Source organism: Microlunatus elymi (assembly GCF_007362775.1).
Lineage (GTDB): Bacteria > Actinomycetota > Actinomycetes > Propionibacteriales > Propionibacteriaceae > Microlunatus > Microlunatus elymi.
Genome location: NZ_CP041692.1, coordinates 944,243 through 958,766, shown reverse-complemented (window position 1 = coordinate 958,766; position 14,524 = coordinate 944,243). Strand labels below are relative to the sequence as shown.

General features: G+C 66.6%; 16 protein-coding genes. 9 read left to right on the top strand and 7 right to left on the bottom strand.

Annotation, left to right across the window (positions count from 1 at the left end):
* Positions 1 to 59 precede the first annotated feature (59 nt).
* The 4 genes from FOE78_RS04200 to FOE78_RS04185 form a co-directional block, all read right to left on the bottom strand.
* A complete protein-coding gene (locus tag FOE78_RS04200; RefSeq protein ID WP_168207370.1) occupies positions 60 to 1,019 on the bottom strand; it encodes a phosphotransferase family protein in 960 nt (319 codons plus the stop codon).
* 59 nt (positions 1,020 to 1,078) lie between these two features.
* The gene (locus FOE78_RS04195; protein WP_228266040.1) at positions 1,079 to 1,606 is read right to left on the bottom strand and encodes a protein-tyrosine phosphatase family protein; all 528 of its coding nucleotides are present in this window, start codon (positions 1,604 to 1,606) and stop codon (positions 1,079 to 1,081) included.
* Positions 1,603 to 2,211: a GNAT family N-acetyltransferase gene (locus tag FOE78_RS04190; RefSeq protein ID WP_228266039.1), complete on the bottom strand. Its 609-nt coding sequence runs from the start codon at positions 2,209 to 2,211 to the stop codon at positions 1,603 to 1,605. Before FOE78_RS04190 ends, FOE78_RS04195 begins: the two co-directional genes overlap by 4 nt.
* A gap of 158 nt (positions 2,212 to 2,369) precedes the next feature.
* Positions 2,370 to 2,753 (bottom strand): BsuPI-related putative proteinase inhibitor, encoded by a 384-nt coding sequence (locus FOE78_RS04185; protein ID WP_143985198.1) that lies wholly within the window; start codon positions 2,751 to 2,753, stop codon positions 2,370 to 2,372.
* Here FOE78_RS04185 and FOE78_RS04180 point away from each other — a divergent pair.
* The 3 genes from FOE78_RS04180 (at position 2,752) to FOE78_RS04170 (ending at position 4,968) form a co-directional block, all read left to right on the top strand.
* The gene (locus FOE78_RS04180) at positions 2,752 to 3,120 is read left to right on the top strand and encodes a hypothetical protein (RefSeq protein ID WP_143985197.1); all 369 of its coding nucleotides are present in this window, start codon (positions 2,752 to 2,754) and stop codon (positions 3,118 to 3,120) included. The genes FOE78_RS04185 and FOE78_RS04180 overlap by 2 nt on opposite strands.
* 124 nt (positions 3,121 to 3,244) lie before the next feature.
* Positions 3,245 to 4,117, top strand: coding sequence for an HhH-GPD family protein (locus FOE78_RS04175; protein ID WP_228266038.1), 873 nt, complete (start codon positions 3,245 to 3,247; stop codon positions 4,115 to 4,117).
* A 20-nt stretch (positions 4,118 to 4,137) separates the two neighbouring features.
* The gene (locus FOE78_RS04170) at positions 4,138 to 4,968 is read left to right on the top strand and encodes an aldo/keto reductase (protein WP_143985196.1); all 831 of its coding nucleotides are present in this window, start codon (positions 4,138 to 4,140) and stop codon (positions 4,966 to 4,968) included.
* A gap of 40 nt (positions 4,969 to 5,008) precedes the next feature.
* Here FOE78_RS04170 and FOE78_RS24030 read toward each other — a convergent pair whose 3' ends face one another.
* Both FOE78_RS24030 and FOE78_RS04160 read right to left on the bottom strand, forming a co-directional pair.
* Positions 5,009 to 5,248, bottom strand: coding sequence for an FCD domain-containing protein (locus FOE78_RS24030; RefSeq protein ID WP_228266037.1), 240 nt, complete (start codon positions 5,246 to 5,248; stop codon positions 5,009 to 5,011).
* Positions 5,249 to 5,454: 206 nt separating this feature from the next.
* Entirely contained in the window at positions 5,455 to 6,861 is a 1,407-nt protein-coding gene (locus FOE78_RS04160) for an IS1380 family transposase (protein ID WP_168207289.1), read from the bottom strand.
* A gap of 179 nt (positions 6,862 to 7,040) precedes the next feature.
* On the opposite strand from FOE78_RS04160, the gene FOE78_RS04155 reads away from it, so the two are divergent.
* The 5 genes from FOE78_RS04155 to FOE78_RS04135 are packed head-to-tail and all read left to right on the top strand — an operon-like array spanning position 7,041 to position 11,868.
* Positions 7,041 to 8,219 (top strand): NAD(P)/FAD-dependent oxidoreductase, encoded by a 1,179-nt coding sequence (locus FOE78_RS04155; RefSeq protein ID WP_143985195.1) that lies wholly within the window; start codon positions 7,041 to 7,043, stop codon positions 8,217 to 8,219.
* Positions 8,216 to 8,512, top strand: a complete 297-nt coding sequence (locus FOE78_RS04150; RefSeq protein WP_143985194.1) for a (2Fe-2S)-binding protein — start codon at positions 8,216 to 8,218, stop codon at positions 8,510 to 8,512. The genes FOE78_RS04155 and FOE78_RS04150 overlap by 4 nt, the downstream gene beginning before the upstream one ends.
* Positions 8,509 to 9,939 carry an FAD-dependent oxidoreductase gene (locus FOE78_RS04145; RefSeq protein ID WP_210414796.1) on the top strand — a complete coding sequence of 477 codons (1,431 nt, stop codon included), beginning with the start codon at positions 8,509 to 8,511 and terminating at the stop codon, positions 9,937 to 9,939. Before FOE78_RS04150 ends, FOE78_RS04145 begins: the two co-directional genes overlap by 4 nt.
* Complete coding sequence (locus tag FOE78_RS04140) at positions 9,932 to 10,864, top strand: dihydrodipicolinate synthase family protein (RefSeq protein ID WP_143985193.1); 933 nt, start codon at positions 9,932 to 9,934, stop codon at positions 10,862 to 10,864. The genes FOE78_RS04145 and FOE78_RS04140 overlap by 8 nt, the downstream gene beginning before the upstream one ends.
* A 2-nt stretch (positions 10,865 to 10,866) precedes the next feature.
* Positions 10,867 to 11,868, top strand: coding sequence for a proline racemase family protein (locus FOE78_RS04135; protein ID WP_143985192.1), 1,002 nt, complete (start codon positions 10,867 to 10,869; stop codon positions 11,866 to 11,868).
* A 108-nt stretch (positions 11,869 to 11,976) separates the two neighbouring features.
* On the opposite strand, the gene FOE78_RS04130 is transcribed toward FOE78_RS04135, so the two are convergent.
* Positions 11,977 to 12,849 carry an EamA family transporter gene (locus tag FOE78_RS04130; RefSeq protein ID WP_143985191.1) on the bottom strand — a complete coding sequence of 291 codons (873 nt, stop codon included), beginning with the start codon at positions 12,847 to 12,849 and terminating at the stop codon, positions 11,977 to 11,979.
* Positions 12,850 to 13,083: 234 nt separating this feature from the next.
* Here FOE78_RS04130 and FOE78_RS04125 point away from each other — a divergent pair, with 234 nt between their 5' ends.
* Positions 13,084 to 14,331 (top strand): metal-dependent hydrolase family protein, encoded by a 1,248-nt coding sequence (locus tag FOE78_RS04125; RefSeq protein WP_143985190.1) that lies wholly within the window; start codon positions 13,084 to 13,086, stop codon positions 14,329 to 14,331.
* The last annotated feature ends 193 nt before the right edge of the window (positions 14,332 to 14,524 follow it).

The following is a 14,524-nucleotide window of genomic DNA, read 5'->3' as shown; positions in this document are numbered from 1 at the left end:
CTCCTGTTGGATTCTGACCCCACCCACGGCTCGCAGTCGATCCGGGCGAGGGACTGACGCTACCTCCTGATTTCTTTCAGCAGGGTACGGATCCTCGCGGTCTCCCGGAAGATGCAGGCCTCGTCGCCCTCATCGACGCCGATGCCCAATGAGGACAGCGAAATCATCAGCGTGTGCAGATCGAGACGACGTCGGAAGTCCGGCGTGGTCAGGGCGCCGTAGCCGGTCAGCACGGGCGCCAGATCCAGACCTGCTCCGCCGACACCTGATCCCCTGACGCGAAGCACTGCGAGGTCGTGCAGCGGGGCGGCCGGATGGGTGTCGCCGAAGTCGATCACTCCGGAGATCGAGCCGTCCGGATCCAAGAAGATGTGCCGCGGTCCGAGGTCGCCGTGACACATGGCGGCGTGCCCATCTGATGAGTGATCGACGTACCCCTCCAGCGCGGTGATCATGGCTGCGAACTCGTCGGAACCAAACCCGGCGGAGAGCACCGCCGCCCGTTCGTCGCGCCGATTTCCTATCTCCGTTCGGAATCCGTCCCGCCAGTCGGCGTCGGCCCGGAGACTGTTGAGTCGTGCGATCAAGGATCCGAGTTCGCTGAGAGAACGCCGACGCTGCTCCCGGGTGAGGGTGCCGTATGTCTCGATCAGGGCGCGGCCGGGTACGCCGCGCTGCACCATCACCGGATAGTCCGTGGCGTCGATCCTGACCTGGTCCAGCAGCAGGATCTCCGGTCCGGGCACGCCGACGCTGCGGGCACGCTCGATCATGCGGGCTTCACACTTGGCGCTCTCCAGCCCACCGCCGAAGCGCCTGATCCGGACGAACACCCGCTGTCCCGACCGGGTCCGTACCCGGTAGACCTCGTTGTCGTAGCCCTCGACGATGCGGGCGACTTGATCAAGATCATCACCGGTGGCTCGGCGAACCAACGATCTCAACACGTCCGGCGAGGTGGACACCGCCGCGTGCCGCTCCCGCACAGAGCTGTTCGGCCAGTCCGACATGCGGGCCATTGCAACAGACCCTGCGCCGCAATCCAACGGAATAACCTCCCTGAGCCACGCCAGGGTCATCAGAATCGCCAACGGGCAACAAAATCCTCCTGCGCCGGAGTCTCCACCGCAGCCGGACAATAAGTCGTTCGAACCCATCCGACAGCTCCTGCCGGATCGAGTCCGGTCAGCACTGCGGCAACGGCCAGGGCGGTGCCGGTGCGGCCGTGCCCACCGACGCACCCGAGTTCCACCCGCAGACCGGCGCGGGCACGTTTGATCAAGGACTCCAGCGCCGATCGGACCTGCTCGTTGTCGTCCGGCACATCGAAGTCCGGCCAAGCGAGATGATCATGGTGCCAAGGCGGCTGCCAGCGCTGATCGAGATAGAGGCCGAAGTCCGGTGGCAGTTCCCGGTCGTAGGGATGGCCGGGGTCGTAGGAGACCGCGGTGATCACGGTGCCGTCCGGAAGACGAACCGGATCGTGATGGACGTGCAGTTCATGCTGCTGGTGATCATGGTCCGGATCGTCGCAGCTGGCCGTTTCGGCGTCGAGATCCCACATCAGCTGCCGCTCGCGACAGACGACCAGCGTCCGCGTCTTCACCGCTGTCCTGCTCGCCGAGCCGTCCGATCCTGTTCCCACTCCGGCCTCAAGATCGACATCGTGATCGCGTCGATCCGTTCTCCGTCGAACATCAGTGCGGCACGGCGTCGGCCCTCATGGACGAACCCGAGCTTCTGATAAACGCGCTGCGCTCGCGGGTTGAACGCGTACACCTCGAGCTCCAGCCGATGCAGCTGGGTCGTACCGAAGGCGTGATCGACCATTAGCCGCATCGCCTCGGTGCCGAGCCCTCGGTTGCGGCCGGCCGGACCGATCAGGATCCTGATGCTGCAGGATTCGTTGCCGGGATCGAGATCATTCAGCACCACCTCGCCGACGAGGCGATCATGATCACGATCGATGATCGCCAGGTCCAGTCGGTCGACTTGATCGTTCCTGCTGCCGTACCACTGCCGTAGCCGATCATCCGGCAGCCCGGTCTCGCGGTCGGTGTCGCCGGACGAATGCGTCGAGCCGGTCAGTCGCAGCACCTCGGGATCGGCCAGGATCGCCGCCATCGCGTCGACATCACCGGGCCGAAATGGCCGAAGCGTGATCAGCTCTCCGACCAACGTCGGCTTGTCCTGGAGGGGTGCGCTGTCCACGTCCGCGATCTAACCAGGCAGCTGCCAGGGATGCCATCCGGATTCGTCAACGGTGACGGACGGGGAGGATCCTGGTTTTGCGGACGCAGTTGGCGATTCCGGACGACCGAAAGGCGAAACCGTCAACTGCGTCCACATTCTCAGGTTCGATCCGTCGACTACTTCAAGATCAGCAGGTACTGCACCGGCTTGGCTCCGTTGAGTTGCGAGGTGGCGTAGTAGTAGCCGGCCCGCGGGATCTCCGGGCCGGTCTGGCAGGACTTACCGTGACGGGAGCGCTTGCCGTTCCAGGAGATCTTCCACGCTGCCGCCTCGCCGGGTTCCAGTGTCTGCTTGCGATCGGTGACCAGCCGGGTGCAATCGTCGGTGGACCAGATCCGATCCGTGCCGGAGTAGACCTTCAGTTCGTAGTTGTCGGCGTTGAGATCGAGCAGGCAACTCTGATCGGAACGGTTGGTCAGGGTCAGCCGGAAGTCAACGGCTGCCCCGATCCGCACCTGATGGCCGTCGCCCTTGATGCCCGCCTTCAGATTCGTAGGCATGCAGGCGGCCGGGGCAGCCGGTTCGGACGCCGTCGACTTCGCGCTGGCCGGGGCGCTGGGCTTCGGCTTCGCCTTGTTCGGTTGGGACTTGGCGGTTTGCTTCTGGGCGCTGGAGGCCGACGGGCTGCTCTTCCTCGAAGTGCTGGACGCCGATGCGGTCGGCGTGGCCGCTGCCGACGTTGCCGGCGCGGATGGGCTACTGGACGGGCTCGGCGACGCGAGCGGCGAGGATCCGCCCGAGGGCGATGGGCTGGCCGCCGGCGGTGCGGCCTGCCCCGGGCTCTTGCCGAGGTTGACCAGGAACACCAGCACGATGATCAACAAGGCCAGCATCGCGCCGACGACGAGGGCGCGCCTGACCCAGTAAGTCTCCTGCGACTCGGGACCGACGGGACGCATGACGCCGCTCATGAGCCGACCATAGGCAGGCCGATCGTCGCCCTTGGGTCGCCACGCCGTACGACCGCGGAGCGAGCGACTACGGTGGCCCGGTGAGCCGTTCGACCGTGGTGACGAAGACGCTGCGATGGTACGCCGGCGCCGCGCGGGATCTGCCCTGGCGCCGGCCCGACGCGTCGCCGTGGTCGATCATGGTCAGCGAATTCATGCTGCAACAGACGCCGGTCTCTCGGGTGCTGCAGCCCTGGCAGCAATGGATCGAACGATGGCCGACACCGACCGCACTGGCAGAGGCCCCCAGTGGCGAGGCCGTACGGGCTTGGGGCCGACTCGGTTATCCACGCCGGGCCTTGCGGCTGCACCGGGCGGCCACCGCGATCCGTGATGATCATGACGGTCACGTGCCCGACGACTACGCCGCCCTTCGCGCATTGCCCGGGGTCGGCGACTACACCGCCGCCGCGATCGCCAGCTTCGCCTTCGGACAACGCCACATCGTGCTGGACACCAATGTCCGCCGGGTGCAGACCCGGATCGCTCTCGGGGTCGAGTTTCCGCACACCTCGGCAACGGCCGCCGAACGCGTACTGGCCGAGGATTTCCTGCCCAGCAGGGCAGAACGGGCTGCTGCTTGGGCGGTGGCGTCGATGGAGCTCGGTGCACTGGTCTGCACCGCCCGAACGCCTGATTGTGACGTCTGCCCGGTGCGTACGGAGTGCAGCTGGCATCGGGCCGGCCGTCCCTCCTGGGATGGTCCGCCCCGGGTCGGGCAGCGCTACCACGGCACCGACCGGCAATGCCGCGGTGCGCTGCTGTCGGTGCTGCGATCGGCCGATGCGCCGGTCGCCGAGGACGAGTTGCTGGTGGCTTGGCCGGATCAACGCCAGGCCGAGCGAGCCCGGGACACGCTGCTGGCCGACGGCCTGATGATCATGGACGCGGACGGCTGTTCACTGCCGCGTTGAAGGTCGTAGATTGATCTCTTATGAGAAACGATGTACCGACCGTCGGACTCTCCCACGGCGCGCAGATGCCGCAAGTGGGCCTGGGCACCTGGCCGATGGATGACGCCGAGACAGCAGAGGCCGTGGTGACCGCGATCGAGTGCGGTTATCGGCTGTTCGACACGGCCGAGAACTATCGCAACGAGTCCGGCGTCGGGCAGGGCATCAAGGAAGCGGGGATCCCTCGCAACCAGGTCTTCATCACCACCAAGTTCAACAAGCAGTGGCACAGCGTCGACGGTGCTCGGCAGGCGTTCGAGAGTGCCGCCGAGAGGCTGGGCACCGACTACATCGACCTGCTGATGATCCATTGGCCCAACCCGGACCAAGATCGTTATGTCGACGCCTGGAAGGGCATGGTGCAGCTGCTCAAGGAGGGTTTGATCAAGGCCGTCGGCACCTCGAACTTCAAGCCGGCGCACCTTGATCGGATCATCGCCGAGACCGGCGTTGCGCCCGACGTCAACCAGATCAACCTGAACCCGTACGCGACTCGGGACGCGACCGTCAACTACCACCGCGAGCACAAGATCGTCACCGAGTCGTGGAGTCCGATCAAGCCGTCGTCGATGCTGCACGAGCGGGTGATCACCGAGTTGGCCGAGCTGTACCAACGTACGCCGGCGCAGATCGTGTTGCGCTGGCACACCCAACTCGGTTTCGTCACGGTGCCGAAGTCAGCCACCCCGTCCCGGATCCGGGACAACATCTCGATCTTCAACTTCGAGCTGACCACCGAACAACTGGAGTCGATCAGCGCGCTGAACCGCGGCGAGGCGCACGTCACCGACTCCGACGGGTTCGGCCACTGACTGCTGGCAGCACGGGCGAATATCGCTGTGCTGCAAGGTCTCACTGCCGGGGACCGGCCCATTCGGTGCGGACGTGACCGATGTGCCGCTCCATCAGCTCGAACGCGCCGTCCGCGTCGCGTGCCTCGATCAGGTCCAGCAACTCGTGATGCTCGGCGGCGGAGGTCTGCAACTGGCCGCTCTCCAGCAGCGGCGTCAGCCCGAGCAGCCGGGTCCGCGAGCGCAGGTCCGACACGAGTGCGTTGAGCACCGAGTCCTGCAGGGACTCATGCTTCTGCAATCGAGCGAATCCGGAGATGGTCCGGGACGGTCGCAATTTGCGCTTAGCCTCAATCCGTGGACTGGCTCGGGTGTTGATCTTGGTTTGTGATGTTGATCTTGGATTGGCTCGTTGTTTGTCGTCGGGGCATGGGTGAGTTGCTGGTCTGCCCAGCTTTTCCACGTCTGCTCTCCGGTTGGCGCCGATGCGGCGGTCGGGTCGATGGGCTATGTGGCTGCCGGTGGCCCGATGCTGTTGGTGAACACGTGGTGCCACAATCGGAGCCACTGATCGGCCCAGGGCCAGTGAGCGGGTAGGTGCAGGAACTTTCGGCGGGCCGGCCGCGCGATCCGGGCGGGCACCATGATCAGGTGCCGGCGCAGGGTGGCTCCCCGAGCCACGGCATGCCGGCCGCCGACCAGGCTGCCGGCGGCGCGGAGCAGGTTGTGACAGATCCCGGCGCAGATCGCCCAGGCTGTGTTGGCGGCGAATCGGCCCGACGGCAGGTGAGCCAACGGGCCGTCGATCAGATCCGAGTGCACGGTTTCGATGATCGCGTGTTGGCGATGGGTCACATCGGCTCGGGTGACGGATTCGAGACTGTTGGTCAGGAACGGGTGGTAGCGCCACACCGGGAACAACTCGTCGAGCCTGGCGACATCCCGCACTCGGCGGACGACCAGCCGGGCGGTGATCGGCCGGGCAGTGCTGGCGAAGGCGGTGAACGCCTCGACCTCGGCGACCTGGGCGTCGGAGATCAACACGCCGGTGTCGGGGTCGACGACGGCACCGGGATAGTGCACGGCAGTCCAGGCATCCTCCGCGATCGAGGCAATCGCTTGGTCGAGCGCGGCGTTGCGGGTCAACACCAGTGAGAACCGCACGCCGTGGTCCAGGCAGGCTCCAGCGACCAGGTGGTTGCCGTAAGCCGAATCGCCCCGCACCAAAATCTCGCCGGTCGCGCCGGCCTGTCGGGCGGTGCCGATGGCCTCGGTCACCATCGATGCCGCACCACGCCCGGATCCGGCCTTCCCGGCCCTCAGCCGGATCCCCGCCACTACCGGGGCACCGTCGGTAGTGCTGATCGTGGTCACCAGCGGCGACAGGCCCTTGCGGAGCACCTGTTTGCCGGCGATCTTGGCGTGCCCGAAACTCGCACCCTCCTTGGCATGCCCGTAGACCGGACGGAGCAGCGAGTCGATATCGATCAACGCCCGCTGCTCGATCCCCGGCAACAAGTCGCTGCAGCCGACGAGGTTGACCAGGTGGGCTCGGGCCACCGACGCCAGCTGGCTGGTGTGTCCATGGCTGAGGTTGCGCAGGAACTGACCCAAGGTCGCGGGCGCGTACACCTGCTTGAACAGTCGCGCCGTTCCACCAGCCCGGATCACGTCCAGATCATCGATACAGTCCGCACCTGCGGCCATCCCGGCGATGATCGAGGTGACCTTCCCCGCCGGGTTGACCCCAGACGAGGCCACCCATGCCGAATCGACCCGAACCCGGTCGGCCAGCAACTCCGACAAGCCGGCCCGCTCGGCCAGACCCATCACCGGAGCCAGCCCGGCACACGACACCAGGTGCTCCTCATCGAACATCGGAACAGCCCGCGTCCACCCATGAGGTAGTTTCACTATCAGTGCCTTCTTGGTTCGGTCGGATCAGTGCGTTAGCAACACAGATTCTCCCTTGCCAGGAAGGCCTCTCACGTCCTCACACGCTGGACAGCCCCACCCAACCGACTACTCGTCCACGGATCGAGGCTTAGGGTTTCATCAGGACGCCACGGCTCGAACCGAACGGAGGTGGTGGCATGCGCAGCGATGCGATCGTGATCGGCGCCGGCATCATCGGCGCCGCGTGTGCGCATGCGCTTGCCCGGTCCGGACTGTCGGTCACCGTGATCGAGGAGAAGGCGGCGGCATCCGGGACCAGCGGCCAAGGCGAGGGCAACTTGCTGGTCTCCGACAAGGGCCCGGGCGCCGAGCTCGAGCTTGCTCGCTACTCCCTCGGTCTCTGGGACGAGATCGAAGATCAACTTCGGGAACGACTGCCGAGGGGCTTCGGATCGATGGAGTACGAGCGCAAGGGCGGCCTGGTGGTGGCCACGACGGCCGACGGCGCCGCTCCGCTCCTCCGATTCGCTGAAGATCAACAACAAGCAGGCGTCGACGCCCGGCCGATCGATCATGATCAAGCGCTCGAGCTGGAACCGCACGTCAATCCCGAGATCACCGCCGCCGTGCACTACCCCGAGGATGCCCAGGTGCAGCCGGTGATCGCCACCGAAGCCCTGCTCGCGGCCGCACGCAGCCACGGCGCGCGCACCATCTTCGGCGAGCGCGTGATCGGCTCGGTCCGCGGCGCCGACGACAAGATCATCGGGGTCCGCACCACAGCCGGCGTTCGCCGAGCCGAACTGGTTGTCCTGGCCTGCGGGCCGTGGGCGGCCGACGTCGCAGAGTCGCTGGGCACCTGGATCCCGGTACGGCCCCGGCGCGGAGTCATCCTGGTCACCACGCGGATGCCACATCGGATCTTTCACAAGGTGTACGACGCCGACTACGTCGGTGCCGTCGAATCCGATGATCAAGATCTGCAGACCTCGAGCGTGATCGAATCCACCGCGGCCGGCACCGTGCTGGTCGGGTCGTCGCGACGGCAGTCCGGCTTCGACACCGCGCTGGATCTTCCTTCTGTACGAGAGATCGCCCGCAAGGCGGTGCGCATCTTTCCCTTCCTCGCCGAGGCTGCCGTGATGCGGGTCTACGGCGGTTTTCGTCCCTTCATGCCTGACCACCTGCCGGTGATCGGGCCCGATCCGCGCATCGACGGCCTCTGGCACGCCGGCGGCCACGAGGGCGCGGGGATCGGCCTGTCCCTCGGCACCGCCGAAATGCTGACCGATCTGATCATGGGCCGCCGGCCGGCGATCGACCACACCCCGTTCGATCCCGCCCGCCCGAGTCTGCTCGAAGGCGCCGCCCGATGAAGGATCCGTTCGCCGATTCCGTGATCACCCTGCAGGTCCAGGGTCAGCAGATCTCTGCCAGGGCAGGACAAACCGTTGCCGCTGCGATGCTGGCCGCCGGCCGCCTCTCCTGGCGCACCACCGCGCGCGGCCGGCGGCCCCGCGGTGTTTTCTGCGGAATCGGCGTCTGCTTCGACTGTCTGGTCACCGTCAACGGCATCCGCGACATCCGCGCCTGTCAGCGGCGCGCCACCGACGGCGACGTGATCGAATTCCAGGACGAGGCGCTACCCAAGATCCCCGGAGGCGAATGATGAAGTCGGTCATCGTCATCGGTGGCGGCCCGTCCGGCCTGGCGGCTGCCGAAGCGGCCTTGCAGAACGGCGCGGAAGTGATCCTGCTCGACGCCGGTGAACGGCTCGGCGGCCAGTTCTGGCGCCACCCGCCCGACGACATTCCGGTGGATCGCACCCTGCAGCACAACTGGCGCCGCTTCACCGAGCTGAATCAGCTGATCCGCAGCCATCCGGCAGCGCGAGTGGTCACCGAGGCCCAGGTCTGGGCGATCGACCATGATCAACACGGGGCGCCGCGCGTGCATGCCGCGATCGGTCCGGCCGATGCCGCGGATCGCCACCAGGCAACATTCTCCGCCGACTCGCTGATCATCGCCACCGGCGCACATGATCACACACTTCCCTTCCCTGGTTGGGACCTGCCGGGAGTCTTCACCGGTGGCGCAGCCCAATCGCTGGTCAAGTCGGAACGCGTCGCCGTCGGGAAGCGGGCGGTGGTGGCCGGCGCCGGTCCGTTCCTGCTGCCGGTCGCGGCCTCCTTGGCACGGATCGGGTCCCAGGTGCTGGGAGTGTACGAGGCCAGCCGGGTCGGCCGACTCGCCTCCGGCTGGCTGCCGAATGCACCCTGGCTGATCGGCAAGGGCCCGGAGTTCGCCGGATATCTGGCGAGACTCGCCCGGCACCGGATCCCGTACCGGATCGGGCATGCGGTCGTCCGCGCGCACGGGCGCGACGCCGTCGAGGGCGTCACGATCGCCAAGGTCGACCGTCATTGGCGCCCTGTTCCCGGCACCGAACGCGACCTGGAAGCGGATGCGGTGTGCGTCAGCCACGGCTTCACGCCACGCCTGGAACTGGCGATCGCAGCCGGTTGCAAGATCACCACTGACAGGTTCGTCGAAGTTGATCATGGACAAAGAACGTCGCAGTCAGGCGTCTTCGCGGTCGGTGAGACGACCGGCATCGGCGGTTCTGATCTTGCTCTGATCGAGGGCCGGATCGCCGGTCATCTCGCGGCCGGCGGCGAACTCGATGACCCAGCGTTGAAGGAGGTCCGGGTTCGGCAACGTCGTCTCGAGCATCTGGCCCGTAGCGTCCGGATCGGTCACGCTCCGGGATCACGGTGGACCGAGTGGCTCACCGAGGACACCGTGATGTGCCGGTGCGAAGAGGTCAGCTACGCCCAGCTTCGTAGCGTGCTCGACGGCACCACCTCAAGCGGTCTCCGCTCGATCAAACTCACCAGCCGGGCCGGCCTGGGTCCCTGCCAGGGCAGGATGTGCGGCCGAGCCATCGAACACATCGTCACCGCCGGCGGGACCCGGCCGGTGACCGACGGTGTGATGATCGACCGACGGCCGATCGCCGCGCCGATCCGATTTTCCGAACTCGCCGAAGGCGAGAGCGCCATCACCACTGACCAGGAGGCAAGCAGGAATGAGTAAACCCGACCTTGGCGGAGTCGTCGTCGCGACCGCGCTCCCCTACCGCAAGGACGGCGCCGCTCCCGCCGGCCTCGCCGTCGACCACGACAAGTACGCCGAGCACTGCGACTGGCTGATCAGCAACGGTTGCCACGGCGTCGGCCCGAACGGATCGCTGGGCGAATACTCCTCGCTCACCGACGATGAACGCCGGCAGGTTGTCCGCACCGCGGTGTCCGCGGTCGACCGGCGCGGCATCGTGATCGCCGGCGTTCACGCGCCCGGATCGCACCAGGCCAAGCAGTGGGCCGAGCTCGCCGGCGAGGACGGGGCCGACGCCGTACTCTGCCTGCCACCGACGATGTATCGCGCCAGTCACGCGCAGATCATCGACCACTACACCGAAGTCGCCTCGGTCGGCCTGCCGGTGATGATCTACAACAACCCGATCGACACCAAAGTCGATCTTGTGCCGGAGCTGGTCGCGGAGTTGTCTCGGATCGAGAATGTCGTTGCGGTGAAGGAGTTCTCCGGCGATGTGCGACGCGCGTTCGAGATCTCCGAGCTCTGCAGCATCGATGTCATCGCCGGTGCCGACGATGTCCTGTTCGAGCTGTTGGTCGATGGCGCGGTCGGTTGGTTCGCCGGCTTCCCGAACGTCTTCCCGGCAGAGTCGGTCGAGCTCTACCACCTCGTACGAGCCGGTCGGATCAACGAAGCACGTGACCTGTACCGCGAATTGGTGGCCGTGTTCCGCTGGGACTCGCGGACCGAATTCGTCCAGGCGATCAAGCTGGGCATGGACATGGTCGGCCGCTTCGGCGGCCCGTGCCGCCCACCACGGGGAGCACTGACGGCGCAGCACGAAGTCCAGGTGCGCACCGAGATGGAGCACGCGATCAAGTTCCTCGCCGAACGGACCCCGAGCGACCTGGTCGCGAACTGATCATGAGATCGTCTCGAGTCATTCAGGCCGTCGACACCCACACCGAGGGGATGCCGACGCGCGTCGTCACCGGCGGCATCGGCACCATCCCGGGCGAGACAGCCAACGAGCGTCGGCTCCACTTCATCGAGCACCTTGATCATCTTCGGCACTTCCTGATGGACGAGCCACGCGGCCACGGTGCGATGAGCGGCGCCATTCTGCAGCCGCCGACCCGCCCGGACGCCGACTGGGGCGTGGTCTACATCGAGGTGTCCGGATGCCTGCCGATGTGCGGGCACGGCACGATCGGCGTTGCCACCGCCCTGGTCGAGGCCGGCATGGTGACCGTGACCGAGCCGGTCACCACGATCCGGCTGGACACTCCGGCCGGACTGGTGATCGCCAACGTCGCGGTCAGCGACGGGCACGCGGACTCGGTCACCATCGAGAACGTGCCGTCCTTCACCGAACGACTCGACGCCACCATCGACGTACCCGGCCACGGCAGCATCTCGTACTCGCTGGCCTTCGGCGGCAACTACTACGCGATGGTGAATCTGGACGATGTCGGGCTGCCGTTCGATCGGGCCTGCAAGGACGACATCCTGGGCTGCGGGCTGGCGATCATGGATGCGATCAACAGTCTCGATCCGCCCAAGCATCCCGAGATCGCCGGTGTTGATCATTGCCATCATGTCGAGTTCATCGCGTCCGGCTCGGATGCTCGGCACTCCCGGCATGCGATGGCCATCCATCCCGGTTGGTTCGACCGATCCCCTTGTGGCACAGGAACTTCGGCCCGGATGGCGGAGCTGTGGTCTCGTGGCGAGCTGGCGTTGAACACCGACTTCGTCAACGAGTCGTTCATCGGCGGGCACTTCGTCGGTCGGCTGATCGGCGAGACAACGGTCGGTGATCGCGCCGCCGTGCTGCCGACCATCACCGGCCGTGCCTGGGTCAGCGGCCTCGGACAATATCTGCTCGATCCCAGCGACCCGTTCCCGGCCGGCTTCATCTTCTGACCGCCGCGTCCCCGTCTTCCCGGCACAGCCGCACCACTTACCTGCTCCCGCACCAGTTGCAACCGGTGCGGCTGCACGCAAGTGGTGCGGCTGTGGTTTGGGAAGGGCTCAGCGGCGTTCCCGGACGGCCGGACGGCGCAGCGTACTGGTGGTGCCGATGCTGGCGGCGACCACACAGCCGACGGCAATCCACTGCAGGGGTTGCAGAAACTCGCCGATCACCAGCATCGCGGCCAGCGCCGCTGCGGCCGGTTCCAGGCTCATCAGGATGCCGAAGACGCCGGGCGGGATGCGCCGCAGGGCGCTCAACTCCAGGCTGTACGGGATCACCGAGCTCATCAGTCCGACCAGTACGCCGGTGATCAACAACTTCGGTTCCAGCAGCCGATCGCCGGCGGCCAGGATCGCCGGCACTGCGAGCCCGACCGCACCGACCGAACTGGCCAGCGCCAGTCCGGAGATGCCCGGCCATCGCCGCCCGGTCTCCCGGCTGAGCAGGATGTACCCGGCCCAACTCGCCGCGGCCAGCAACGCGAAGGCGACCCCGGGCACGTTCAAGCCGTGTGGCGTGAAGCCCAACAAGGCAACACCGACACCGGCCAGACCGACCAAGATCAAATCCCGCGGCCGCCGCGACGACACGATCGCCACCGTCAGCGGTCCGAGGAATTCGATCGTGACCGCGACGCCGAGCGGGATCCGCGCGATGGCCTGATAGATGGCGAAGTTCATGATCGCCAGGCAGCAGCCGAATGCCAGTACCACCAGCAGATCGTGCTTGCTCTGCCCGTGCAGGCGTGGCCGGGCAACCGGCAGCAAGATCACCGCCGTCGTCAGCAGTCGCAGCCAGACGAAGGCGATCGGCGGCAGCTCGCCAAACAGCCCTTTGGCAATCGCCGCGCCGACCTGCAGCGAGATGATTCCGGCGATGATCAACATCGGCGCCGGGACCCGACGCAGCACCCCGGTCAGCCAGCCCATCCGGTCACCCTAGCCACCCGAACGCCATGCCCTCGTACGACCGCCCCGCCGCCCAAAGTCGCGACAACACGACTTCCGGCGCCGATTCCGACCACCCGACAGCACCAACTCGCGACAACACGACTTCCGGCGACGATCTCGACGATCTGGCAGCAACAACTCGTGTTGTCGCGAGTTTGGGCGGTCGGATCGCGGCGCTTTCCACCCCGGCGGGGGTGTGACAGGGTGAATGCCATGGCTGATGTGCGGATCGAGCCGACGGTGAGCGCGCGGACCGGTGCGCGACCGGTGATCGCATCCGATCTGACCGTGATCAACGCGAGCATCATCGACGGCACCGGCTCCGAACCGTTCGAGGGTTCGATCAGGATCGAGGCCGGCCGGATCGTGGAAGTCGGCACCGACGTCCCGCCGGGTGAGCGGGTGATCGACGCCCGCGGCGGCTCGGTGCTGCCTGGCCTGATCGACGCTCACCTGCACGCGTTCGCCACCTACCTGACCGGGACACAGGGTATCCCGATGACGTACGTCGGGATCATGGGTGCCCGCCGTCTGACCGCCGCGCTGCGTCGCGGCTTCACCACCGTACGAGATCCGGCCGGCGGCGATCCTGCGTTCGAACGTGCCGCGCGGGAAGGGCTGTTTCCCAGCCCGCGGTATCTCTACACCGGTGAGCCGCTCAGCCAGACCGGCGGGCACGGTGATCAACGGGATCCAGAGAGTTCGGCGTGCGCGCATCCGGTCGAGATCGTCGACGGTGTGGAAGCGATGCGGGTTGCGGCTCGTGATCGTTTCCGCCGCGGCGCGCACGCGATCAAGATCATGACCTCCGGTGGGGTGATCTCGCCGTCGGATCCGATCGCCATCCCGCAGTATTCGGCCGAGGAGATCCGGGCGGTTGTCGACGAGGCGACTCGGCGTGGCAGCTATGTGATCGCCCACTCCTATTCGGCCGAGTCGGTGCGGCACTCCGTACGCAATGGAGTACGCAGCATCGAGCACGGCAACCTGATCGACGCGCCGACCGCGAAACTGATGGCCGAGCACAGCGCCTTCCTGGTGCCGACGTTGGCCGCGTACGACGCGATGGGACGACGGGCCGCAGCGCTCGGTCTGCCGCCGGTGTCGATGCAGAAGAACGCCGAGGTGCTGGACGCCGGCCAGCGTGCGATCGAGCTCGCCCGCGATGCCGGCGTTTCGATCGGATTCGGCTCGGACCTGATGGGTGAGTTGGAGGACGAGCAACTCAACGGACTCCGTCTGCAGGCGGAGGTGCTCGGTGTGCTGGAGACCATCCGCTGCGCCACCTCCGTCAACGCAGCCTTGATCCAGCGTGATGATCTTGGTCGGATCGCCGCCGATTGCATCGGCGACTTGTTGATCTTGGACGGCAACCTGATCTTCGACCCGACAGTGCTCTGGGACGACACCCGCCCCCGTACGGTGATCCGCTCCGGCCAGGTGATGTCAGCAGAGCTCTGACAACGGGTCCTGAACTTGTCGAAGGTCCGGATCCAAGGAGGTACCGCACCCATACCGAGCCCGGATCGACCCGAACCTCCTGCGATGGGCACCGCGGGCGAACGAGCGCGGCCGCCAGATTGGGCTCCGGGGCGCGTCGACGGGCTCGGGGAACCCGGGGCCGGGATCCGCGGATCCCTTGTAGGCAAACGAA

Bases quoted from the DNA above. Each gene is read 5' to 3' on its own strand.
- FOE78_RS04125 (WP_143985190.1), top strand. From the start codon at position 13,084: ATGGCTGATGTGCGGATCGAGCCGACGGTGAGCGCGCGGACCGGTGCG.
- FOE78_RS04155 (WP_143985195.1), top strand. From the start codon at position 7,041: ATGCGCAGCGATGCGATCGTGATCGGCGCCGGCATCATCGGCGCCGCG.
- FOE78_RS04130 (WP_143985191.1), bottom strand. From the start codon at position 12,849: ATGGGCTGGCTGACCGGGGTGCTGCGTCGGGTCCCGGCGCCGATGTTG.
- FOE78_RS04180 (WP_143985197.1), top strand. From the start codon at position 2,752: ATGCAGGCGGCCGGGGCAGCCGGTTCGGACGCCGTCGACTTCGCGCTG.
- FOE78_RS04135 (WP_143985192.1), top strand. From the start codon at position 10,867: ATGAGATCGTCTCGAGTCATTCAGGCCGTCGACACCCACACCGAGGGG.
- FOE78_RS04150 (WP_143985194.1), top strand. From the start codon at position 8,216: ATGAAGGATCCGTTCGCCGATTCCGTGATCACCCTGCAGGTCCAGGGT.
- FOE78_RS04140 (WP_143985193.1), top strand. From the start codon at position 9,932: ATGAGTAAACCCGACCTTGGCGGAGTCGTCGTCGCGACCGCGCTCCCC.
- FOE78_RS04145 (WP_210414796.1), top strand. From the start codon at position 8,509: ATGATGAAGTCGGTCATCGTCATCGGTGGCGGCCCGTCCGGCCTGGCG.
- FOE78_RS04200 (WP_168207370.1), bottom strand. From the start codon at position 1,019: ATGGCCCGCATGTCGGACTGGCCGAACAGCTCTGTGCGGGAGCGGCAC.
- FOE78_RS04185 (WP_143985198.1), bottom strand. From the start codon at position 2,753: ATGCCTACGAATCTGAAGGCGGGCATCAAGGGCGACGGCCATCAGGTG.
- FOE78_RS04170 (WP_143985196.1), top strand. From the start codon at position 4,138: ATGAGAAACGATGTACCGACCGTCGGACTCTCCCACGGCGCGCAGATG.